The following is a 20,366-nucleotide window of genomic DNA, read 5'->3' as shown; positions in this document are numbered from 1 at the left end:
TCATCCACGGTGTGGGCCACGCACAAAGCACAGCGGGATTCTTGTGACGGTGTCGCCAGAACCCCTCGAGTGATCCTTGGCAGGATGGAACGGTGACAATCGCGGTCTTCCCCGGTCAGGGCTCCCAGTCCCCCGGCTTCCTGGCTCCCTGGCTCGAATCCGACGGCGCTGCCGACCGACTCTCGCAGTACTCGGAGTGGGCCGGCGTCGACCTCGTCGCCGCCGGAACCGAGTGGGACGCCGACCGCATCCGCGACACCCAGGTGGCCCAGCCCCTGATCGTCGCGGCGAGTCTGCTCTCATGGAACGCGCTGCCCGATCGCGCGGCGATCGCAGGCGTCGCCGGTCACTCCGTCGGCGAGTTCGCCGCGGCCGCGGCGGCGGGCGTCCTCAGCGAGGAGTCCGCTCTCACGCTCGTCGGCATCCGCGGCCGCGCGATGGCCGAGGCGGCTGCGGCCGCCGAGACCGGCATGAGCGCCGTGATCGGCGGAGACGAGGCATCCGTCCTCGCCCGCCTCGACGAGTTGGGGCTCGCTCCCGCGAACTACAACGGCGGCGGACAGCTCGTCGTCGCCGGCAGCCTCGAGGCGCTGCAGGCACTGGCCGCCGACCCGGTCGCCGGCACGCGGGTCATCCCCCTGCAGGTGGCGGGAGCGTTCCACACCGAGTACATGGCGCCCGCTGTCGAGAAGCTCCGTGCCGCGGCGGCCGATGTCGACGTCTCCGACCCCGGTGTCACGCTGTGGACCAACCGCGACGGCTCGGCCGTGACCTCCGGGCGGGCCTTCGTCGACCTCCTCGTCGACCAAGTGGCCTCGCCGGTCCGCTGGGACCTCTGCATGTCGTCCTTCGCCGCGTCCGACGTGGCGGGCATCGTCGAGCTCTCTCCCGCCGGCACCCTCGTCGGGCTCGCGAAGCGCGCGCTGCGCGGCGTTCCGGCCGTCGCCGTCAAGACACCCGCCGACCTGGAGGCCGCCGCCGCGCTGGTGGCCGCCGACGCCTGACCGGAGTACCCCCGCATGAGCCGCAGTCTTGTCCAGCCCACCGGCGCCGCCCACACGCGCATCTACGCCTACGGCGCCGCCCGCGGTGAGATCGCCGTCCCCAACGACGACCTGGTCGGCCCCATCGATTCCAGCGACGAGTGGATCCGGCAGCGCACCGGCATCGTGACGCGCACGCGCGCGGTCGCCGAGACCGACGCGATCGATCTGGCGACGGATGCCGCCCGCGAGGCCATCGAGCGCTCCGGGGTCGACGCGTCCCAGGTCGACGCGGTCATCGTGGCGACCATCAGCAACCCGAAGCAGACGCCTTCGGTCTCGGCGATCGTCGCCGACCGGGTGGGAGCGAACCCGGCCGCCGCATACGACGTCAACGCCGCGTGCGCCGGCTTCGCCTACGGCGTCGCCCAGGCCGACGCCCTCATCCGGGCCGGCGCGGCCCACTACGCGGTCGTCATCGGCACGGAGAAGCTCAGCGACATCGTCGACCCGACCGACCGCAGCATCTCGTTCCTCCTCGGCGACGGCGCGGGCGCGGCGGTGATCGGCCCGAGCGACACCGCCGGCATCGGTCCGACCGTGTGGGGCTCCGACGGCTCGAAGGCCGAGGCCGTGGGCATGAACCACACCCTCACCGAGTTCCGCGACGGCGCTGCGCCGTGGCCGACGCTGCGTCAGGAAGGCCCGACGGTGTTCCGCTGGGCCGTCTGGGAGATGGTGAAGGTCGCGCGCCAGGCGCTCGAGGCGGCCGGGGTCGAGGCATCCGATCTCGCCGCATTCATCCCCCACCAGGCGAACATGCGCATCATCGACGAGTTCGCCAAGCAGCTGGGCCTGCCCGACACCGTCCTGGTCGGACGCGACATCGAGACCACCGGCAACACCTCCGCCGCCTCGATCCCGCTCGCGACCCACCGCCTGCTGGAGGAGCACCCCGAGCTCAGCGGCGGACTCGCGCTGCAGATCGGGTTCGGCGCCGGACTGGTCTTCGGCGCGCAGGTGGTCGTCCTCCCGTGACCGGGAGAACCCCGACCCTAGACTGAGACGCGGCCCGCTCGGGTCCTACCCCCGTACCCCAAGAAAAACAGGAGAATCCCATGGCATTCACCAACGACGAGGTCCTTGCCGGACTCGCGGAGCTCATCACCGATGAGACGGGCATCTCGGCCGACGAGGTCGCCCTCGAGAAGTCGTTCACCGACGACCTCGACATCGACTCGATCTCGATGATGACGATCGTCGTCAACGCCGAGGAGAAGTTCGGCGTCACCATCCCCGACGACGAGGTGAAGAACCTCAAGACCGTCGGCGACGCCGTCACCTTCATCACGTCGAACCAGGCGTAAGCACCTCCCCGCGGGGCATCGCCCCGACCCTGTCTCGCTGATACAGACCTTCCGTGGGGCTGCGTCCCCACCCCGGTCCGCTGACGCGACACCCCCGGTGGGGGCTGCGGCCCCCACCGGCACACCATGAGGATCTAGACCGACATGAGCAACTCCCGCATCGTCGTCACCGGCATCGGCGCATCGTCGCCGCTGGGCGGCACGGCACCCGAGAGCTGGTCCGCACTCCTGGACGGCGTCTCCGGCGCCCGCACCCTGGAGTACGACTGGGTCGAGGAGTATCAGCTGCCCGTGACCTTCGCCGCCGAGGCGAAGGTGCGGCCCGACACCGTGCTCGAGCGTCCTGTGGCCAAGCGCCTCGACCCGTCCTCGCAGTTCGCGCTCGTCGCGGCGATGGAAGCGTGGGCGGACGCGGGCAGCCCCGAGATCGACCCCGACCGCCTCGGCGTCGACTTCGCCACGGGCATCGGCGGGCTGTGGACGCTCCTCAACGGGTGGGACACGCTGCGCGAGAAGGGCGCCCGGCGCGTCCTGCCGATGACGGTCCCGATGCTCATGCCCAACGCGGCCGCGGGCAACCTCTCCCTCCACTTCAACGCGCGCGCCTACGCGCGGACGGTCGCGAGCGCATGCGCGTCGAGCACCGAGTCGATCGTGAACGCGATCGAGCACATCCGCGCCGGCTACGCCGACGTCGTGATCGCGGGCGGGACCGAATCGGTCATCCACCCCGTGACCATCGCGGCGTTCTCGTCGATGCAGGCGCTGTCCAAGCGCAACGACGACCCCGCGACCGCCTCACGCCCCTGCAGCGTCGACCGCGACGGCTTCGTCATGGGCGAAGGCGCCGCCGTGCTCATCCTCGAGACCGAGGAGCACGCCCGCGCGCGCGGCGCCAAGATCTACGCCGCGGTCGTCGGCGGCGGCGTCACGGCGGACTCGTACCACATCACCGCGAACGACCCCGAGGGTCTCGGCGCCTCGCGCGCAGTGCGCATGGCCCTCGAGATGGCCGACGCGTCGGTGGACGACGTCACCCACATCAACGCGCACGCCACCTCGACGCCGGTCGGCGACCCCAACGAGTACACGGCGCTGCGCTCGGTCTTCGGTGAGCGCATCGACGAGATCCCGGTCTCTGCCACGAAGGCGTCGACCGGCCATCTGCTCGGCGGCACGGGCGCCCTCGAGGCGATCTTCACGGTGCTCGCGCTGCAGAACCGCGTCGCTCCGCCGACCATCAACCTGACGACCCAGGACCCCGAGGTGCCGTTCCGCATCTCGAGCACTCCCACGCCGCTGGGCGACGGGGCGCAGCTGGCGATCAGCAACTCGTTCGGTTTCGGCGGGCACAACGCCGTCGCCGCGTTCGCGTCGGTCTGAGCCCGCCGCGACGACACGCGAAGACGCCCCCGGAGAGCTTCGACGAGCTCGAAGTCCGGGGGCGTCTGTCGTGTCAGGCGGTGGTTCGCGGTCCCGCGGCCCGGGATTCACGGCCTCCGAGCCTCGGTAGTGGCGCCTCGCACCGCCTGCGTCTGCGGGGCTATCCCACCTTGTGGAGCCAGACGACCGGCGCGTCGTCGCTGGCGTGCCGGAACGGCTCCAGCTCCTCATCCCATGCGGCACCGAGGGCCACGTCGAGCTCGCGCTGCAGCTCGAACGCGTCACCGCCGGCGATCTCCATCGCGTAGCGGATGCGGTCTTCGCCGATGACGACGTTGCCCGCGGTGTCGGTCTGGGCGTAGTGGATGCCGAGTCCCGGCGTGTGCAGCCATCGGCCGCCGTCACTGCGCGGCGTGGGGTCTTCGGTCACCTCGAACCGCAGATGCTCCCACCCGCGGATGGCGGTAGCCAAGGCCGAGCCGGTGCCGGCGGGGCCCTCCCAGTAGAACTCGGCGCGGCGGCTCCCGGCGAGGACGGGCTGATCGGCCCAGTCGAAGCTGACCCCGCGGCCGAGCGCTCGACCAACCGCCCACTCGAGGTGGGGGCACAACGCCCGTGGCGCGGAGTGGATGAAGATCACCCCACGCGCCTTTTGTGTCGCCATGATCTCTCCGTTCGTCAGGTGCGTCTTCCCCTACGACCTGTGACGGTGTCATGACGTGCTGTTCGGTTGTGCTGCGGCCATTATCGCCGAGAGGGCGGGGAAATCACAAGACTGTGATTCCCCCGCCCTCTGCGGACGGCATGCGCGGCTCAGGCCTCGCTCATCGCCTGAACCTCAGCCTTGCCCTTGGCGGCGTAGTAGGCGGCACGCGCTGCGTCGCGGCGGGCCTGCTCGGCCTGACCGGCGTCGAGCACCTCCTGAGCGACCTCGAACTGCGGAGCGGTCGGCACGGCGTTGTACTTCTCCATGTAGGCGTCGAGCTCGGGGCCGGACTCCCACGAGGTGATGAGGCAGTAGCGGGGCTCGGTGCCGTCGTGGTGCACGGCGTGCCAGAGGCGCTGCGTGTCGACGATCAGCTGGGCGCCCGCGGGCAGCGCCACGCGGTACTCGATGCTCGGGTCGGTGCGGTTCTCGCGCAGCACGAAGTAGCTGGTCTTGTCATCGGTCAGGTTGAAGAAGCCGCGCACGACCCAGCCGGTGCCGTCCGGGTTGAGGCGGTTGTTGTCGTCCTGGTGGAGGTTGTACAGCGCGTCGGCGTAGCTGTTCGGCTGCAGCTCGATGATGCGGCAGCGGCCGACGTTCGCGCCGGGCTCCTGTGCGCGGCGCGTCAGCGTCGGCGCCTTCTCGGTCTGCTCGGGGATCCAGACGCCGTCCTTGTCGGTGCGCGGCGGCGTGTGGTTCCAGAAGCCGTTGCACTCGATCTCACCCTTGGCCGAAGCCAGCGGCGCGAAGCGGGTGTCACCCGACGACTTCCAGTCGACGTACTCGATGGACAGCCACTCCTGCGGGTCGACTTCCTCGTTGTAGGAGTCGAGCACCACGAAGCCGGTCTCGTCGAGAGCGGCGGACTTGATGTAACCCATGACGGATTGCCTTTCGGTCAGTGAGCCAGCACGTTTTAACAGGCTCAACTTAGGCAAGCCTACCTCGGGGGTCCGAAGCGCCCGGATGGCCTGGCCGTGAATAACGGCGGACCGCCGCCGGGGGCGGGCGGCGGGAGCGCCCCGAATAGACTGGAGGGGCCATGGTCACTGCCACGAACGTCGATGCGACCGCCGTCAACACGATCGGGTGGCTGTCGGCCGCGGACTGGACGATCGTGGTCCCCGTCTACCAGCGCCAGTACCGATGGGACATCGGCGGGTGCGAGCAGCTCCTGGCCGACATCCGCGCGGTGGCGGACCTCGATGACCGCCATATGCACTTCATCGGCTCCATCCTGTCCTCCGCCAGCGGCGAGGGCGAGGACGCCGAGCTGGTGCTGATCGACGGCCAGCAGCGCACGACGACGCTGATGCTGCTGGTGGCGGCACTGCACCACACCGTCCGTGAGGCCCACCCCGAACTGGCCGATCAGCTCGAGCGCGTGCTGGTGCACTCGCACGACGCGACCCGTACCAAGCTCCGCCCGCACCGCGCGTGGGCCTCGGTGTTCGAACGCGTCGTGCTCGACCTGCCGCTTCCCGCCGGCGAGCACCGCGACTCCCGGTTCGACGACAACTACGCGTTCTTCCGCAGCCAGATCAGCCTCGACGAGGCGCCGCACATCTGGCGGGGGCTGCAGAAGCTCGAGCACGTCGCGATCACGCTCGGAGCCGGGGCCAATGCGCAGCAGATCTTCGAGAGCCTGAACTCGACGGGTGAGCCGCTGCGGGACCACGAGCTCATCCACAACTACGTGCTGATGGGCCTCTCGCACGCCGAGCAGCGCGAGATCGAGGCCGAGTACTGGCAGCCGATCGAGCACCACACCGGCGAGGCGATCGCAGAGTTCTGGCGCCAGTACCTCGTCATGAGGACCGGACGCGAGGTGACCGTGGTCGGCGGGCGAGGCGTGTACGACGCGTTCCGCCACGAGTTCCCGCGCCTGGAGTTCGTCGACCTCGTGCGCCACGCGCAGGAATGGCGGTCCTTCGCCGGCGTCTACCGGGTGCTTCTCCAGCCGAGCGAGGCCCCCGACGATGAGATCGGTCGTCAGCTGACGTACCTCGGCACGTTCGGGAGCGGCATGTATCCGCTCGTCATGCGCGCCTACCGCGACTTCGAGCTCGGCGCGATCGACCGCGACGAGCTCATCGACACCCTCGAGATGATCCAGTCCCTCCTGGTCCGGCGGTCGGTCGTCGGCACGGGGACCGACCGCCTCGTCGCACGCCTCTGCCGCGCGCGCGAGGAGGGCGCCGACGCGCTCGTGACGGCGATCTCACGCATCACCCCCTCCGACGAGCGCGTCGCCGTGGCGCTGAAGTACTCCGACCTCCCCCACGCCTCGTACGTCCTCGGACGCATCGCGGGTGTCGACGGAGCGGGCGGGCTCGACATCGAGCACATCTTCCCGCTCGCGCCCGGCGACGGCTGGACGGGCGACGGGCGCCGGGAGTGGGCGTCGTACAGCGACGACGAGCAGAACAGCCACCGCGCGCTCGCGAACACGATCGGCAACCTCACCGTGCTCGAAGAGGACCTCGCCGTGCGCGCGTTCGACCGGTCGTTCCCCGAGAAGCAGGCCCTCTACGCTCGCAGCTCCGTGCCCAGCACCGCCGATCTTGCGACCGTGCCTGCGTGGGGCACCGCGGCGATCGCGGAGCGATCGCTGCGTCTCACCGAGCGGTTCGTCGAGGTGTGGAAGCGACCCGGCGGCCCGGCGATCGACGACGACGGGCTGACGCCGATCCTCGACGCGGTGCGCCGACGGGGATGGCCGCCGGGCTGGCACCGGGAGTGGTCGTATGTCGAGTACTGCGGGGAGCACTGGGAGGTGCCCGACGTCAAGTACCTCTTCAACCGCGTGTTCAAGCGGCTGTGGGCCGACGACCGCGCGGCGGTCGTGGCGTACAGCGCGCGCCGCGGCGGCCCGGTGTACACGGCGCAGTCGTGGAACGGCCAGTGGGACCGCCTCGACGACGACCACTCGCTCTATATGGGCTGGGACTCCAGCTACATGCTGAGCGCGGTGCAGGGCGTCCTCGAGGAGGCGGGCCTGGCCCCGGAGGTCTTCGTCAAGTACTCGTACATCGGCAACGCGATGTGAAAGGGGGACGGATGCCTCGGGCCGAGGCATCCGTCCCCGTCACCTGCGCGGGGAACCCGGCGTCACTCGAAGGCGACCGCCGCATTCTCGTTGTTGAGCACGATCACGGGTGTGATCGAGGGGTGGCCGGCGGCCTGGATCTTCGTCAGGTCGAAGCGCAGCAGCGGGGTGCCCGCCGTGACCTTCTGACCCTTCTCGACGAGCGTCTGGAATCCGTCGCCCTTCATGCCCACGGTGTCGATCCCGACGTGGATCAGCAGCTCGGTGCCGTCGTCGAGCACCAGCGCGACCGCGTGGCTCGTGTCGAATGTGGCGCCGATGGTCCCGTCGGCCGGTGCCACGACGGTGTCGCCCGTCGGCTCGATCGCCAGGCCGGGGCCCATGATGCCCTGGGCGAACGTCGGGTCGGGCACCGCCGAGAGTGGCACGACCTCGCCGGCGAGCGGCTGGCGCAGCGTCACGATGGTCGTGGCCGGCGCATCGGTGAGCACGCCGGTCCCGCCTGTGGCGGGCGCGATGGCGGGCTCGGGCGCTGCGCCGGTCGGAGCTTCGACCTGACCCGACATGAGCTGGTCCATCGCGTCCTTCACGAACTGGACGTTGGTGCCGTAGATCACCTGCACCGACTTGCCGCCCGGCTTCATCGTGCCGGCCGCACCGGCGCGCTTGAGCGCCGTGTCGTCGACCTTGCTGACGTCGTCGATCTCCATCCGCAGGCGGGTGGCACAGTTCTCGAGTTCGAGGATGTTGTCTTTGCCTCCCAGCGCGTCGATGAAACGGCTGCCCGTGACGAGGTACTTGTCGTCGGACACATGCGTGTCGTACTCGGTGCCCTCGCCGAGGATGTCGTCGTCCTCGCGGCCCGGAGTCTTCAGGTTGAACCGCTTGATGAAGAAGTAGAACACCACGAAGTAGATGAAGAACCAGAAGACGCCCATGACCGGGATGAGCCACGGGTTCTGCGCCATCGGGTTCGCCCAGCCGAGGACGAGGTCGATGAATCCGCCGGAGAAGCCGAAGCCCATGCGCACCGGGAGGATCTGGCTGATGGCCATCGAGATGCCCGTGAACACCGCGTGCACGAGGTAGAGCACGGGCGCGAGGAACATGAAGGAGAACTCGAGCGGTTCGGTCACGCCGACGAAGAACGAGGCGATGGCGCCGGAGAACAGGATGCCGTAGGCGAGCTTCTTGCGAGTGGTTCTCGCCGTCAGGTACATCGCCAGCGCCGCGCCGGGCAGACCGAACATCATGATCGGGAAGAAGCCCGTCATGTACTGGCCCGTCACACCGTAGGTGCCCTCACCGGCGAGGAAGTTGTTGAGGTCGTTGATTCCCGCGACGTCGAACCAGAACACCGAGTTCAGGGCGTGGTGAAGGCCGACGGGGATCAGCAGCCGGTTCAGGAAGCCGTAGATGCCGGTTCCGAAAGCACCGAGCGTGACGATCCACTCACCGAAGCCGACGAGCCCGCCGTACACCCAGGGCCACACGAAGAAGAGCACGATGGCGACGACCAGCGAGATGCCGGCCGTGACGATCGCGACGGACCGCTTGCCGCTGAAGAACGACAGCGCGTCGGGGAGCTTGGTGTCCTTGAAGCGGTTGTAGCACCAGGCGCCGATGAGGCCGCAGATGATGCCGACGAAGACGTTCTGCACCTTGAGGAACGCCGGGTCGACCTCGTTGACGTCGCCGACGCCGGTGAACAGCGCCACCGTCTCGGGCTTCAGCAGCGTCGTGACGACGAGCCACGATACGAGGCCTGCCAGCGCCGAGGTGCCGTCGGACTTGTTCGCCATGCCGAGGGCGATGCCGACGGCGAACAGGAGCGCCATGTTGTCCAGGAGCGATCCGCCGGCGGCAGCAAGGAAGGTGGACGCGAGGTTGTCACCCGCCGCCGACTTTATCCAGTAGCCGATGCCCGACAGGATCGCGGCGACCGGCAGCACAGCCACCGGAAGCATGATCGATCTGCCGAGCCTCTGAAAGAACTTCATCGTTAGCCTCCACGAGGGCGAGGGACAGTATTCGTCGATGACGCTACTCCCAAAGGGAGGTGTTCCGCAGGAGCTTCCCCTCCGAAAGTTAGGGGTGTGAACGAAATGCCCTCGCGCTGGGGCGCGGTAGGCTCGTCAGCGCGGCTTCGGCGCGCAGGGGGCGGTGGCCAAGCTGGTCAAGGCAGCGGGCTCATAACCCGACGATCGTGGGTTCAAGTCCCACCCGCCCTACGGACGAGGACCGCCGCCGCCCGAGCGGGCGGCGGCGGTCCTTCCGATTCTCAGGCAGTGCGTCAGCGCTGGTCGGACTCGTCCGCGGGGTCCTTGACCGGCGGCTCCGGCCAGACCTTGGCCACGGCCTCGGTGACCTTGATGGAGGCGGTGTGCGGGTGCGCGGCATCCGTCTTCGGACCGCTCCCCCGCTGGATCGGAAGCTCCTGGCTCTCGCTGAGCACCTGCGGATGATGCCGCGCGAGCTGGAACACGCCCCACACGGCGATGGCTCCCACGACACCGAACGCGATGTAGACCCAGAGCGGCGCGCCGGCGGCCTCCTGCAGCACTGTCAGGCCGATGATGATCGCCACGATCGGATCGATGACAGTGAGGCCCGCGACGACGAGATCCGGTGGGCCCGAGGCGTAAGCGCTCTGCACGAAGTAGGCGCCGACGATCGCGCCCGCGATCAGAGCGGCGAGGCACAGGAACGTCAGCCAGTTGAAGTCGCTCACCTTGATGCGCTCGATGACGACCTTGGCCAGGGTCGCGACGAAGCCGTAGATCACGCCCGCGGCGACGATGTAGAACAGCGCGCCCATGCGTGTGCGGAACCAGATCCACAGTCCCGCGAACACGAGCGTGACGACCGCCAGCAGGATCAGGATCGTGATGAGCTGCCAGTTCGCCACCGGCTTCTCGGTGGCGAAGAGCGCCGCGATCGTCACGAAGACGAAGATGCCGCCGACGCAGGCGGCGATCGCGATGAGCGAGCGCCTCGTCGGCTTGTGCCCGCTGATCTGGGCGTTCAGCAACGTGGTGATGACGAGGGCGATCGCGCCGAGCGGCTGCACCACGATGAGCGGCGCGAAGGCGAGGGCGGAGAGCTGACACACGATCGCCAGACCCAGCATCAGGGTGCCGATCACCCACGACGGCCGGGCCAGGAGCTTCAGCAGGTGGCTCGCACCCAGGCCCCCGGCGGAGTGCCCGCCGCTCATCCGCTCGACCTTGGTCACGCCGCGGTGCTGGTACTGCGCCCCGAACGACATGAACACGGCGCCCAGAAGTGCGAGCGGGATGCCGATCAGGATGCCCGGGTTCTGGAACACGCCGACGAGTTGATCGCCGATGTCCTCGAGTTCCACCGCAGTCCACACCACACATCGACACTAGCCGCAGGCTCGCCTCGATAGGCTCAAGGCGTGGCTGTTCTCCCGATTCGCATCATGGGCGATCCCGTCCTGCACTCCCCCGCGTCGCCCGTCGAAGAGATCACGGATGAGATCCGCACGCTCGTCGCCGACATGTTCGAGACGATGGATGCCGCACCCGGCGTGGGTCTCGCCGCGCCGCAGGTGGGTGTGCCCCTGAGGATCTACACGTACAACTACGCCGATGACGACGGCGCGCCCTGGCGCGGCGTCATCATGAACCCCGAGCTCTGGATGAAGCCGCTCGCGCCGGGCGCTCCCGACCCCGATGAGGAGTCGGAGGGGTGCCTGTCATTCCCGGGTGAGCGGTTCCCGCTCCGTCGCTCGGACGAGGTCATCGTCACCGGCACGGATCTCGAGGGCCAGCCCGTGCGCATCCAGGTCGACGGCTGGCGGGCACGCATCATGCAGCACGAGTTCGACCACCTCGACGGCATCCTCTACGTCGACCGGCTCGACGACGGCGACTGGAAGACGGTGCAGAAGCTCGCGCGCAAGCGCGGCTGGGGCCGGCCAGGAAGCTCGTGGACGCCCGGTGTCGACGACATCGACGCCTGACGGGGACCGTCAGTCCTCAGCTCCGTCGGCGGATCGGCGGTTCTGGCGCTCGACCCAGCGACGCAGCTCGGCGTCGGATCCCGGTGGCGCCTGCGCGATGACGTTCATGCCCTGACGGACGAACGTGGTGCCCGTGCGCATCGGGCCCCACACGCGCGCCGTCGACAGCTCGCCCGTGTCGACGTCGCGTACCTGCACCTGCGTCGTGTCAGTGGTCTTGCGGCGGCGCCCCTCTCCTGCGACATGCTGGACGACCAGGACCGGCAGGTCGTGCGCGGCGGCGGTCGCGATCACGGTGTCGAGGTCGTGGGCCGCCCACTGGCGACGGATGCCGCGCGCGGTCGCCAGCGCGACGGCCACCACGACCACCGTCGCGAGGCCGGTCGGCACCAGCCAAAGCGAGGCCACGGCGCACACGAGCGACCACGCGACCAGGCCGCGCACCGCGAGGAGGATGGCGGCGATCGACGGCACGAGCGCCAGGAAAGGCCACGGTGAGGGCACCGAGATGGGGAACATGAGCGGGTCGCCTCCGATGAGCACGACGATCCCGACCCAGGCCACCGCGGCGGCGAAGAGACCGAGAGCGATCAGCAGCGGCGCCGAGCGGTGGATCGGGGCGGGAGCTGGGACGCCGCCCTCCACCGCCAATCGCGGCGCGGGCTTCGGTCGAGCCGCCATGTGCACTCCTCGTACAGTTCCCCGGAGACGAAGAAAGCCCCGGGGGTGGAGCCCCGAGGCTTTCGCTCCCCCACTTGGACTCGAACCAAGAACCTATCGGTTAACAGCCGATTGCTCTGCCAATTGAGCTATGGAGGAATGTTCCGCACTCTCGTGCGGGCAACCAGTCCATATTAGCAAAGCTCGAGCGGTGCTCATGACCACCGCGCCATCTTTCAGGGGCTGACAAGTCGCCGATCGGCTTCGCTGGGCGTCCACAGCAGATCGCGCACGCCATGGCCGAAGGCCACGGCATGGCCGGCGCGCAGCACGAGCACGTCGGCGTCGAGCTCGCCGACGACCTCGGTCTCGTTGGTCACCACGAGGGCGGCCATGTTCAGCTCCGCACGCCGACGCAGCACCGCCTCGCGTGCAGCTTTGCGGACCTCGACGTCCATGTTGGCGAAGGGCTCGTCGGCGATGAGCACCTTCGGCTGGAGCACCAGAGCGCGGGCGAGCGCGACGCGCTGACGCATCCCCGCGCTCAGCTCGTACGGGTACTTCGGCGCCGCGCCCAGTGGCAGCATCAGCTCGTCGAGAAGAGACGCCACGCGCACAGCCAGCCCTCGCTGGCTGACGCGGCGATCGCGGCTCGTGATGGGCTCGCCGATCACCTCCGCGACCGTCAGGCGTGCCGGAAGACGAGCGCCCGCCGACTGGGGCAGGTAGACCGCGTAGTAAGTCAGATACCGGTGCGCGCGGCCTGGACGGCGGACGGGGATGCCTTCGACGAGCGCCTGACCGCCCACGACCGCGAGACCGGGCTCGTCGGCGCCGGCAAGAACCGCCGCGAGCGACGACTTTCCCGAGCCGGTGGGGCCCATCACCGCGAGCATGCCTCCGTGCGGGAGGCGGAACGAGACGCCGTCGACCACGCGCTGCGAGGGGCCGCCGCGTCCCGCGCGAGCGATCGACAGATCGGAGCAATCGATCGCGACATCCGCGTCTCTTCGGCGAGCCATCCTCTCATCCTGCCCTGAGGCTCGGCGCGGCGCCACTCGAGGACGGGTGGTCAGGAGGCCTCGTCCGCCAGCGCCTGACGACGGACGTCGAGCTCGCGCAGGCGCAGACGGATGCCTCGCCCCTCCTCCGACTCGGCCGGCACCCGCTGGATGGCCCCGAGGAGCTCCGCCTTCTCCCGATCCAGGCCTCGCATCACCAGCCGGCGGGCCAGGTCGCCCGCGGACGCGACGGCCGCGTCGTCGTGCAGCGCAGGGAAATCGCCCGCCAGCAGCTCGGCAGCCAGCGACCGGTAGGGCTCGCGGACGGTGGCCACGGCATCCACCGACCATCCTGGCCGCTGCATGTCGGGAGCCTCGAGCACGGCCCTGCGCACGGCGTCGAGGGCTGGGGTGCGGAACGGCAGCTCGAGGGCGCGCGCGACCAGCGACGAGTCCATGCGGTGGCCGAACTGCAGGACGCCCATGAGCGCGTCGCGCTCGAGGCCGGCGTCCGGGGTGCGCGGCAGCGTGGCGAGCGTCACCCGCACGGCGCCATCGTCGGGTGCCGGCTGCGCCGGCTCGGGGCCGGCAGTCGCGTCACGCCGACCTCCTCCGCGGCCGGAGCGCTCCACCTCACGGCGCACATCCTCGGTGTCCATGCCGAGCCGGCGGGCGAGCACCCGCACGTACTCCGGCTGAAGCAGCGGGTCGCGCAGCTCCGCGACCACGGGGGCCGCGGTCCGGAGCGCACCGACGCGCCCCTCCACGCTGCGAAGGTCGTACCCGGCGATGCGCTGGTCGAGCACGAACTCCACCATCGGCACCTTGGTCTCCAGGAGCGCCCGCACGGCGCCGTCGCCGCGGGCGAGCCTCAGGTCGCACGGATCGAGTCCCTGCGGACCGGTGGCGACGTAGGTCTGGGCGTTGAACCGCTTGGCGTCGGCGAACGCCCGGAGCGCGGCCTTCTGGCCGGCGGCGTCGGGGTCGAACGTGAAGACGACCTCGCCCGCGGTCGAGTCGTCGCCCATGACGCGGCGGAGCACCGTGATGTGGTCGGAGCCGAACGCGGTGCCGCAGGTCGCGATGGCCGTGGTGATGCCGGCGAGGTGGCACGCCATGACGTCGGTGTAGCCCTCGACGACGACCACGCGGTGCTCGCGGGAGATGTCGCGTTTGGCGAGATCCAGCCCGTACAGCACCTGCGCCTTCTTGTAGATGGTCGTCTCGGGCGTGTTGAGGTACTTGGGCCCGTTGTCGTCGTCGTAGAGCCGGCGGGCGCCGAAGCCGATGACCTGGCCCGTGACGTCGCGGATCGGCCACACCACGCGGCCACGGAATCGGTCGTAGACGCCGCGCTGCCCCTGCGACACCAGGCCGGCGGACGTGAGCTCCTCGTCGGTGAAGCCCTGAGCCCGCAACGCCGCGTGCATGCCCGACCAGCCCTTCGGGGCATATCCGACGCCGAAGTGCGCGGCCGCGCCGGCGTCGAAGCCCCGCTGCCCCAGGAAGCGGCGCGCGGTGTCGGCCTCCGGCGTCATCAGCTGGGCCCGGAAGAACTCGGCCGCCGCGGCGTTGGCGGCGTAGAGGCGTGCGCGGCCGGTGTGCTCGGGGGCGGCTCCGCCGTCCTCGTAGTGCAGCGTGTAGCCGATCCGGCCGGCGAGGCGCTCGACGGCCTCGGTGAAGGTGACGTGGTCCATCGCCCGCAGGAACGAGTACACGTCGCCCGACTCGCCGCAGCCGAAGCAGTGGTAGAAGCCGGCCTGCGGTCGCACGTTGAAGCTCGGGCTGCGCTCGTCGTGGAAGGGGCACAGCCCCTTCATCGAGCCGACGCCGGCCGACTTCAGCGCCACTCGCTCGCCGATGATGTCGGCGATGTTGGTGCGCGCCTTGACCTCGTCGACGTCCGCCTGGCGGATCCGCCCGGCCATCAGCGGACCCCGAAGGATTCGCCCGCGCGGCCGGCGGCGGTGTCCATGGGGCGAGCGCCCGGCGCCCAGACGCCGACGGATGCCGGATCCACCGGCCCGACCAGAGAGCCGTGCCACGCGATCGCCAGCTGGTCGGTGAGGCTCGCGACCTGGTCGACGACGACACGTCGGCGTGCGGCATCCGTCTCCGCCGCGGCGAAGTCCTGCGTGTGCAGCGGATCAAGAGCCGCGGGCTGCTCCCACAAGGCGGTCGCGACCCGCTTGAGCACCCGTCGCTGCTCCTTGTAGAGGTCCTTGCGCCCCTCGATCGACACGACGGCGGCGCCGATGATGCCCTTGAGCACGGCCATCTCGGCCTCGACGACACGGGGCACCACCAGGTGGCCGCGGTAGCGCGTCAGCACGGAGGCTGCGTACGACTCCCGCGTGGCGGTGGTGGCGGCCCGGGCGAAGCGGCCGATGAGGTCGGAGGTGAGGTTCTTCAGCCGCGCGAGGGCCGCCCGCGTGCCGTCGAAGGCATCGATCCATTCGGGCATACGCGTCAGGCGGAACAGGGCGTCCTCGAGCTCGTCTCGCGCGAAGTCGAAGCCGACCCATGACTGGATCGCGGTCAGCAGCCACTCGTGCTCGCGCGGATCGGCCAGGCGCGCGGGGTCGAGGTACCCGTTGACGACGGCGTCCTCGAAGTCGTGAACCGAATAGGCGATGTCGTCCGAGAGGTCCATGACCTCGGCCTCGATGCAGCGCACGCGTCCGGGAGCGTCGGCGCGGAGCCAGCGGAAGACCTCCTCGTCCTCCGGATACACGCCGAACTTCAGGCGTCCTCCGGGATCCGGGAGCGGGTGATCGGCGGTCCACGGGTACTTGCACGCGGCGTCCAGGCTCGCGCGCGTGAGGTTGAGACCGAAGCTGCGGCCGTCGGCGTCGATCACCTTCGGCTCGAGGCGGGTGAGGATGCGCAGGGTCTGGGCATTGCCCTCGAAGCCGCCGAAGCCTTCGGCCCACTCGTTCAGCGCGCGTTCGCCGTTGTGTCCGAACGGCGGGTGGCCGAGGTCGTGGCTGAGACACGCGGTGTCGACGACGTCGGCGGCGAGGTGGAGCGCCGTGGCCAGCTCGCGGCCCACCTGCGCCACCTCGAGGGAGTGCGTGAGCCGGTTGCGGGCGAAGTCGGCGGGGCTCGCGGGGCTCAGGACCTGCGTCTTGGCGGCGAGCCGTCGCAGCGCCGCCGAGTGAAGCACGCGGGCGCGGTCACGCGCGAAGTCGTCGCGCTGGGATCGGTGGCGTTCGGCGTGGAAACGGGCGGCATCGGCGTCGTCATAACCGCCCGGCCGATCGGACGCCGTGCCCGTGACGTCAGCCGCCACTGTGGTCGAGTTCCGCTTCGGCGATGGCGGTGGATGCCTCGGCGGTCAGGTCGCGCGAGTTCAGCCAGCCGTCCGGAAGCGCGGGACGCTTGGGGGTGCCGGCGCGTCCGCGCTGCCCTTCGGCGGCGGCACCCGGGTAGGGTGCGTCGAGATCCATGGTCGCGAGGAGGTCGTCGATCTCGGCGAGAGTCGAGGCGGTGGCGAGGCTCGCGCGGAGCTCCCCGCCGACGGGATACCCCTTGAAGTACCACGCGACGTGCTTGCGGATGTCGCGGCAACCGCGTCCCTCGTCTTCGAAGAAATCCACCAGCAGCTCCGCGTGACGCCGGAACGCCCTGGCCACGAAGCCGAGTGTCGCATCGACCGGAGCGGCCGGGGCGGCGCCGGGGGCGCCCAGTGCGCGCGCGAGGTCGCCGAACAGCCACGGACGCCCGAGGCATCCGCGTCCGACCACGACTCCGTCGCAGCCGGTCTCCGCCATCATCCGGACGGCGTCGTCGGCCGACCAGATGTCGCCGTTGCCGAGGACCGGCACGCTGGTGACCGTCTCCTTGAGCTTCGCGATCGCCGACCAGTCGGCCTCACCGGAGTAGAACTCGGACGCCGTCCGGGCGTGCAGGGCGACCGCTGCCACACCGGCGTCCTCTGCGATGCGTCCCGCGTCGAGGTAGGTGAGATGGTCGGCGTCGATGCCCTTGCGCATCTTGACGGTGAGCGGGATGTCTCCGGCAGCCCGAGCCGCCCGCGTCACGATCTCGCGGAAGAGCCCGGTCTTCCACGGCAGCGCCGCGCCGCCGCCCTTGCGCGTCACCTTCGGGACCGGGCATCCGAAGTTCAGGTCGATGTGATCGGCGCGATCCTCCTCCACCAGCAGTCGCACCGCGGCCTCGGTCGTCGCGGGGTCTACGCCGTAGAGCTGGATCGAGCGGGGCTTCTCGGAGTCGTGGTGCGTGATCAGCCGCATCGTGGTCGCGTTGCGCTCGACCAGCGCGCGCGTGGTGATCATCTCGCTGACGTACAGGCCGGCGCCGTACTCGCGGCACAGGCGACGGAAGGCCGTGTTGGTGATGCCCGCCATCGGCGCGAGCACCACGGGGGCGTCGAGTTCGATGGGCCCGATGCGCAGCGTGCGCGCGGGAGCGAGGGCAGTCGTCACAGTTCCATTCTCTTACAGGAATCCGTCCCTTGGCTGAACGGCGCCTGGCCTGTGGAACGGTTGGGAGCCCGCGCCGATCCGGGGCGCCGCGAAGCTCGGTGCGAGATCCTGCTCGGCGCGGGCATGGCAGAGGCCCGCCGCGATCCGCGACGGGCCTCTGTGCAGGATGAGTCAGGCGTCGACGTCGGCGGGCTCGCGATGCTCGGCCCACACCTGCCGGACGATCTGCGCGAAGGCGTCGGCGGGCTGAGCGCCCGACACGCCGTACTTGCCGTCGATGACGAAGAACGGCACGCCGTTGATGCCGTAGGCGGCGGCCTGCGCCTGGTCGGCGCGCACCGCATCGAGGTAGCGGCCGCTCTGGAGGGCGTCGCGGGCCGCGTCGGCGTCGAGTCCGGCATCCGTCGCCAGCTCGACCAGTTCGTCCTCACGGCCGAGGTGGCGGCCCTCGGTGAAGTACGCCGACATGAGGCGCTCGGCGAGCTCGAGCTGCCGGCCCTGTTCCTTGGCGAAGTGAAGGAGCTCGTGGGCCTTGACCGTGTTGGTGTGCTTCAGCAGATCGAAGCGGTACTCCAGTCCGGCGTCGGCTGCGACGCCGGTCACCCGCTCCAGCATCTGCTGCACCTGGGCGCGGGGCATGCCCTTGTGCTCGGCGAGGAAGTCCAGCTCATCGCCCTCGAAGTCGACGGGGGTGTCGGGCGAAAGTTCGAACGAGTGGTACGTCACCTCCACAGCGGGGGCGTCGTCATCCGCGGATGCCGCGGCCAGCCCGTTCTCGAGGTTGCGCTTGCCGATGTAGCACCAGGGGCAGGCGATGTCGCTCCACACGTCGATCTTGATGGCGTCCGTCATGCTGAGGACAACCGCGGACGTCGACGCTTCTATTCCACCGAATGCGTCGCGGCGACGGCCGTCACGGCGCCGTCGGCGGATCGGCGTCCGGCACGAACCGGAACCGCACGCGTACATCGTCGTACGGCACGACGATGGTCGAGGCATCCGCTGACCAGGCATCGGGCACGAGATACAGTCGACCGTCGCCCTGCGCGAGCAGGCGGAGGCCGAAGTATCGGTAACCGAACATCGCCGGTGCGGCGTCGGCTTGCGGGACGGCCTCGTCGGCGGATGCCGCCTCTCCGAGTCGCCGGAACGTGATGGCGTCGTTGCCGGGATAGAGCCGCTCCTGAGTGTCCAGCACCACGGCGGGCAGCGTCTCGAGGTCGGCGGCGAGCTCGCGCGCTTGACCGAGGCCCCACCACTTCGCGATCGTCGCCGTCGCCCAGAACGTGCCTGCCACCATCACGAGGACGAGCAGCACCACCACCGCACGGCCCACGGTCGCGCCGCCGAGCACGCGAACGGTCGAGGCGGCGTAGGCGCAGAGGCCTGCGCCGATCGCCAGGAACAAGGGCGTGAGCAGTTCGCCGACGGCCCAGTCGTCGAGGAGCGGCACAATGAAGGCTGCGGCCAGGCCTGCGAGCAGGAACACGATTCCGGTCCACGCGATCGCACCGATCACTCGACGGCGCGTCGTCCCAGGCTTGGCGATGATCCGGCGTCGAAGCGCACGGTGGCCGATGATGACGGCGGCCGCCAGCAGCATGAGCGCCATCACCGGGATGAAGAGGGCGCCAGGGCTCCGCATGACGAACTCCTGCGTGCTCAGCCCGATGATGTCCACGTCGACCCCGAAGTAGCGGAAGAACTCGCGCGTGGACACATAGCCGAAGTAGAACAGCAGTGCCGTGACGAGCGTGAGCGGTGCCACGAACGAGGAGAGGAATCCCATCCACTTCTCGAAGCCGAGACCGGGCTCGGTCGTCGCGTCGACCGGTCCTGCATCCGCTTCGGCTCCGGCTTCGTCGGTGTCGGACGGGCGGGATCCAGCAGTGCGAGAGCGGCGAGCCATCAGCCCTGGTCCTGGTCGTTCGAGGGCGGGTCCTGATCGTTCTGCTGCTGGTGGTCCTGGTCCTGGTCCTGGTTCTCCTGCTCGCCGTCCTGATCCTGCTCCTCGCCGTCCTGATCCTTCTGGCCCTGCTCCTGCTCCTGCTGATCATTCTCCTCATCGTCCGTGTCCGCGGGCGCCGTCACCGTGATCGGCGGACCACGATCCACATGTCGCGCGACGACGGCATCGCACACCTCGGCAGTCGGACACTCGAGTCTCCCGGCGAACGAGATGCCCGTGCCGTTCTCGAAGTCCGCCTGCGGCACAACGGTGAGGCTGCAGAAGACCGTCTTGTCGCCCGCCTCGAGCGTCAGACCCAGGCAGGCAGGATTCTGCGCTGATCCGCATGCGCCTTCCCGCACCTGCAGACCCGGACCACCGATCAGCGCCGTCTGGAAGAGGAACCGCACGCCGTCAGGCACCGCACCGCCCCAGAACACCGCGATCGTCTCGCACCACACCCCGTCGGCGATCAACTCGGCGTCACCCTGGTCGCCGCCGTCGGGACCGCCGTAGTCGACGGCGGGTCCGACGCGCACCCGACTCTGAGTCGGATCCGCTTCGCCGTCAGCATCCGTCCGCCCGTCATCTTCCCCGTCGTCCGTGTCCGCCGTCTGGCTGGTCGACGGGGACGGGGTCGCGGACGCCGTGCCACCGGCATCCGTCTCCGTCGTCGGCGCTGCGCAGCCCGCGAGTGCGAGCAGCGCGCTGACGGTCACGAGCGCGACAGCGCCGAACCGTGGTCGCGACAGCGCCATGACCCGCCTCCTGACCGGCCGCCCACGCGGCTCACATCATGCAGGAGGGGTGTGACGGCGCGTTGGATACGCCTC

The 20,366-nt window shown here is 69.8% G+C and carries 18 protein-coding genes and 2 tRNA genes; 7 read left to right on the top strand and 13 right to left on the bottom strand.

What is annotated here, in order from left to right; all coding sequences use genetic code 11:
• Nucleotides 1-92: 92 nt before the first annotated feature.
• From IM767_RS15685 to IM767_RS15670, 4 genes are all read left to right on the top strand, one after another.
• A complete protein-coding gene (locus tag IM767_RS15685; protein ID WP_109211254.1) occupies nucleotides 93-1,004 on the top strand; it encodes an ACP S-malonyltransferase in 912 nt (303 codons plus the stop codon).
• Between the two features lie 15 nt (nucleotides 1,005-1,019).
• A complete protein-coding gene (locus IM767_RS15680; protein WP_109211253.1) occupies nucleotides 1,020-2,021 on the top strand; it encodes a beta-ketoacyl-ACP synthase III in 1,002 nt (333 codons plus the stop codon).
• 80 nt (nucleotides 2,022-2,101) lie between these two features.
• Nucleotides 2,102-2,350 (top strand): acyl carrier protein, encoded by a 249-nt coding sequence (locus tag IM767_RS15675; RefSeq protein WP_013586517.1) that lies wholly within the window; start codon nucleotides 2,102-2,104, stop codon nucleotides 2,348-2,350.
• Nucleotides 2,351-2,494: 144 nt separating this feature from the next.
• Nucleotides 2,495-3,733 carry a beta-ketoacyl-[acyl-carrier-protein] synthase family protein gene (locus tag IM767_RS15670; protein WP_109211252.1) on the top strand — a complete coding sequence of 413 codons (1,239 nt, stop codon included), beginning with the start codon at nucleotides 2,495-2,497 and terminating at the stop codon, nucleotides 3,731-3,733.
• A gap of 160 nt (nucleotides 3,734-3,893) precedes the next feature.
• On the opposite strand, the gene IM767_RS15665 is transcribed toward IM767_RS15670, so the two are convergent.
• On the bottom strand, nucleotides 3,894-4,397 hold the full coding sequence (locus IM767_RS15665) for a DUF3145 domain-containing protein (RefSeq protein WP_109211251.1): 504 nt from the start codon (nucleotides 4,395-4,397) through the stop codon (nucleotides 3,894-3,896).
• 149 nt (nucleotides 4,398-4,546) lie between these two features.
• Nucleotides 4,547-5,320, bottom strand: coding sequence for a hypothetical protein (locus IM767_RS15660; RefSeq protein ID WP_109211250.1), 774 nt, complete (start codon nucleotides 5,318-5,320; stop codon nucleotides 4,547-4,549).
• Nucleotides 5,321-5,481: 161 nt separating this feature from the next.
• On the opposite strand from IM767_RS15660, the gene IM767_RS15655 reads away from it, so the two are divergent.
• Nucleotides 5,482-7,488, top strand: coding sequence for a DUF262 domain-containing protein (locus tag IM767_RS15655; RefSeq protein ID WP_109211249.1), 2,007 nt, complete (start codon nucleotides 5,482-5,484; stop codon nucleotides 7,486-7,488).
• Between the two features lie 62 nt (nucleotides 7,489-7,550).
• Here the strand turns inward: IM767_RS15655 and nagE are convergent, their stop codons facing one another.
• A complete protein-coding gene (gene nagE, locus IM767_RS15650) occupies nucleotides 7,551-9,488 on the bottom strand; it encodes an N-acetylglucosamine-specific PTS transporter subunit IIBC (protein ID WP_109211248.1) in 1,938 nt (645 codons plus the stop codon).
• A gap of 157 nt (nucleotides 9,489-9,645) precedes the next feature.
• Here nagE and IM767_RS15645 point away from each other — a divergent pair.
• Nucleotides 9,646-9,719 (top strand) — tRNA-Ile (locus IM767_RS15645).
• Between the two features lie 62 nt (nucleotides 9,720-9,781).
• Here the strand turns inward: IM767_RS15645 and IM767_RS15640 are convergent.
• The gene (locus IM767_RS15640) at nucleotides 9,782-10,867 is read right to left on the bottom strand and encodes a DMT family transporter (RefSeq protein WP_194398901.1); all 1,086 of its coding nucleotides are present in this window, start codon (nucleotides 10,865-10,867) and stop codon (nucleotides 9,782-9,784) included.
• A 42-nt stretch (nucleotides 10,868-10,909) separates the two neighbouring features.
• On the opposite strand from IM767_RS15640, the gene def reads away from it, so the two are divergent.
• Nucleotides 10,910-11,476, top strand: a complete 567-nt coding sequence (gene def, locus IM767_RS15635; RefSeq protein ID WP_109211246.1) for a peptide deformylase — start codon at nucleotides 10,910-10,912, stop codon at nucleotides 11,474-11,476.
• A 9-nt stretch (nucleotides 11,477-11,485) separates the two neighbouring features.
• Here def and IM767_RS15630 read toward each other — a convergent pair whose 3' ends face one another.
• The 9 genes from IM767_RS15630 to IM767_RS15590 all read right to left on the bottom strand — a co-directional run bounded on the left by IM767_RS15630 (nucleotide 11,486) and on the right by IM767_RS15590 (nucleotide 20,291).
• Nucleotides 11,486-12,157 carry a hypothetical protein gene (locus tag IM767_RS15630; RefSeq protein ID WP_109211245.1) on the bottom strand — a complete coding sequence of 224 codons (672 nt, stop codon included), beginning with the start codon at nucleotides 12,155-12,157 and terminating at the stop codon, nucleotides 11,486-11,488.
• 65 nt (nucleotides 12,158-12,222) lie between these two features.
• Nucleotides 12,223-12,295 (bottom strand) — tRNA-Asn (locus IM767_RS15625).
• Nucleotides 12,296-12,372: 77 nt separating this feature from the next.
• Entirely contained in the window at nucleotides 12,373-13,158 is a 786-nt protein-coding gene (locus IM767_RS15620; protein WP_109211244.1) for an ATP-binding cassette domain-containing protein, read from the bottom strand.
• Nucleotides 13,159-13,208: 50 nt separating this feature from the next.
• Nucleotides 13,209-15,065 carry a DNA primase gene (gene dnaG, locus IM767_RS15615; protein ID WP_109211243.1) on the bottom strand — a complete coding sequence of 619 codons (1,857 nt, stop codon included), beginning with the start codon at nucleotides 15,063-15,065 and terminating at the stop codon, nucleotides 13,209-13,211.
• Nucleotides 15,065-16,429, bottom strand: coding sequence for a deoxyguanosinetriphosphate triphosphohydrolase (locus tag IM767_RS15610; protein ID WP_109211242.1), 1,365 nt, complete (start codon nucleotides 16,427-16,429; stop codon nucleotides 15,065-15,067). Before IM767_RS15610 ends, dnaG begins: the two co-directional genes overlap by 1 nt.
• Nucleotides 16,419-17,585, bottom strand: a complete 1,167-nt coding sequence (dusB, locus tag IM767_RS15605) for a tRNA dihydrouridine synthase DusB (protein ID WP_109211241.1) — start codon at nucleotides 17,583-17,585, stop codon at nucleotides 16,419-16,421. The genes IM767_RS15610 and dusB overlap by 11 nt, the downstream gene beginning before the upstream one ends.
• A gap of 171 nt (nucleotides 17,586-17,756) precedes the next feature.
• Nucleotides 17,757-18,437, bottom strand: a complete 681-nt coding sequence (locus tag IM767_RS15600; protein ID WP_109211240.1) for a DsbA family oxidoreductase — start codon at nucleotides 18,435-18,437, stop codon at nucleotides 17,757-17,759.
• A gap of 61 nt (nucleotides 18,438-18,498) precedes the next feature.
• Entirely contained in the window at nucleotides 18,499-19,494 is a 996-nt protein-coding gene (locus tag IM767_RS15595; protein WP_109211239.1) for a hypothetical protein, read from the bottom strand.
• On the bottom strand, nucleotides 19,494-20,291 hold the full coding sequence (locus IM767_RS15590) for a hypothetical protein (RefSeq protein ID WP_109211238.1): 798 nt from the start codon (nucleotides 20,289-20,291) through the stop codon (nucleotides 19,494-19,496). The genes IM767_RS15595 and IM767_RS15590 overlap by 1 nt, the downstream gene beginning before the upstream one ends.
• Nucleotides 20,292-20,366: the final 75 nt, after the last annotated feature.

The sequence above is a fragment of the Microbacterium ureisolvens genome, from assembly GCF_015278315.1.
GTDB classification, from domain to species: domain Bacteria; phylum Actinomycetota; class Actinomycetes; order Actinomycetales; family Microbacteriaceae; genus Microbacterium; species Microbacterium ureisolvens.
The sequence above is the reverse complement of the archived record's forward strand: the minus strand, read 5'-3'. Positions and strand labels throughout refer to the sequence as shown.

Bases quoted from the DNA above. Each gene is read 5' to 3' on its own strand.
- dnaG (WP_109211243.1), bottom strand. From the start codon at position 15,065: ATGGCCGGGCGGATCCGCCAGGCGGACGTCGACGAGGTCAAGGCGCGC.
- IM767_RS15590 (WP_109211238.1), bottom strand. From the start codon at position 20,291: ATGGCGCTGTCGCGACCACGGTTCGGCGCTGTCGCGCTCGTGACCGTC.
- IM767_RS15620 (WP_109211244.1), bottom strand. From the start codon at position 13,158: ATGGCTCGCCGAAGAGACGCGGATGTCGCGATCGATTGCTCCGATCTG.
- IM767_RS15630 (WP_109211245.1), bottom strand. From the start codon at position 12,157: ATGGCGGCTCGACCGAAGCCCGCGCCGCGATTGGCGGTGGAGGGCGGC.
- IM767_RS15595 (WP_109211239.1), bottom strand. From the start codon at position 19,494: ATGGCTCGCCGCTCTCGCACTGCTGGATCCCGCCCGTCCGACACCGAC.
- IM767_RS15660 (WP_109211250.1), bottom strand. From the start codon at position 5,320: ATGGGTTACATCAAGTCCGCCGCTCTCGACGAGACCGGCTTCGTGGTG.
- IM767_RS15665 (WP_109211251.1), bottom strand. From the start codon at position 4,397: ATGGCGACACAAAAGGCGCGTGGGGTGATCTTCATCCACTCCGCGCCA.
- IM767_RS15655 (WP_109211249.1), top strand. From the start codon at position 5,482: ATGGTCACTGCCACGAACGTCGATGCGACCGCCGTCAACACGATCGGG.
- IM767_RS15680 (WP_109211253.1), top strand. From the start codon at position 1,020: ATGAGCCGCAGTCTTGTCCAGCCCACCGGCGCCGCCCACACGCGCATC.
- IM767_RS15600 (WP_109211240.1), bottom strand. From the start codon at position 18,437: ATGACGGACGCCATCAAGATCGACGTGTGGAGCGACATCGCCTGCCCC.
- nagE (WP_109211248.1), bottom strand. From the start codon at position 9,488: ATGAAGTTCTTTCAGAGGCTCGGCAGATCGATCATGCTTCCGGTGGCT.
- IM767_RS15670 (WP_109211252.1), top strand. From the start codon at position 2,495: ATGAGCAACTCCCGCATCGTCGTCACCGGCATCGGCGCATCGTCGCCG.
- IM767_RS15675 (WP_013586517.1), top strand. From the start codon at position 2,102: ATGGCATTCACCAACGACGAGGTCCTTGCCGGACTCGCGGAGCTCATC.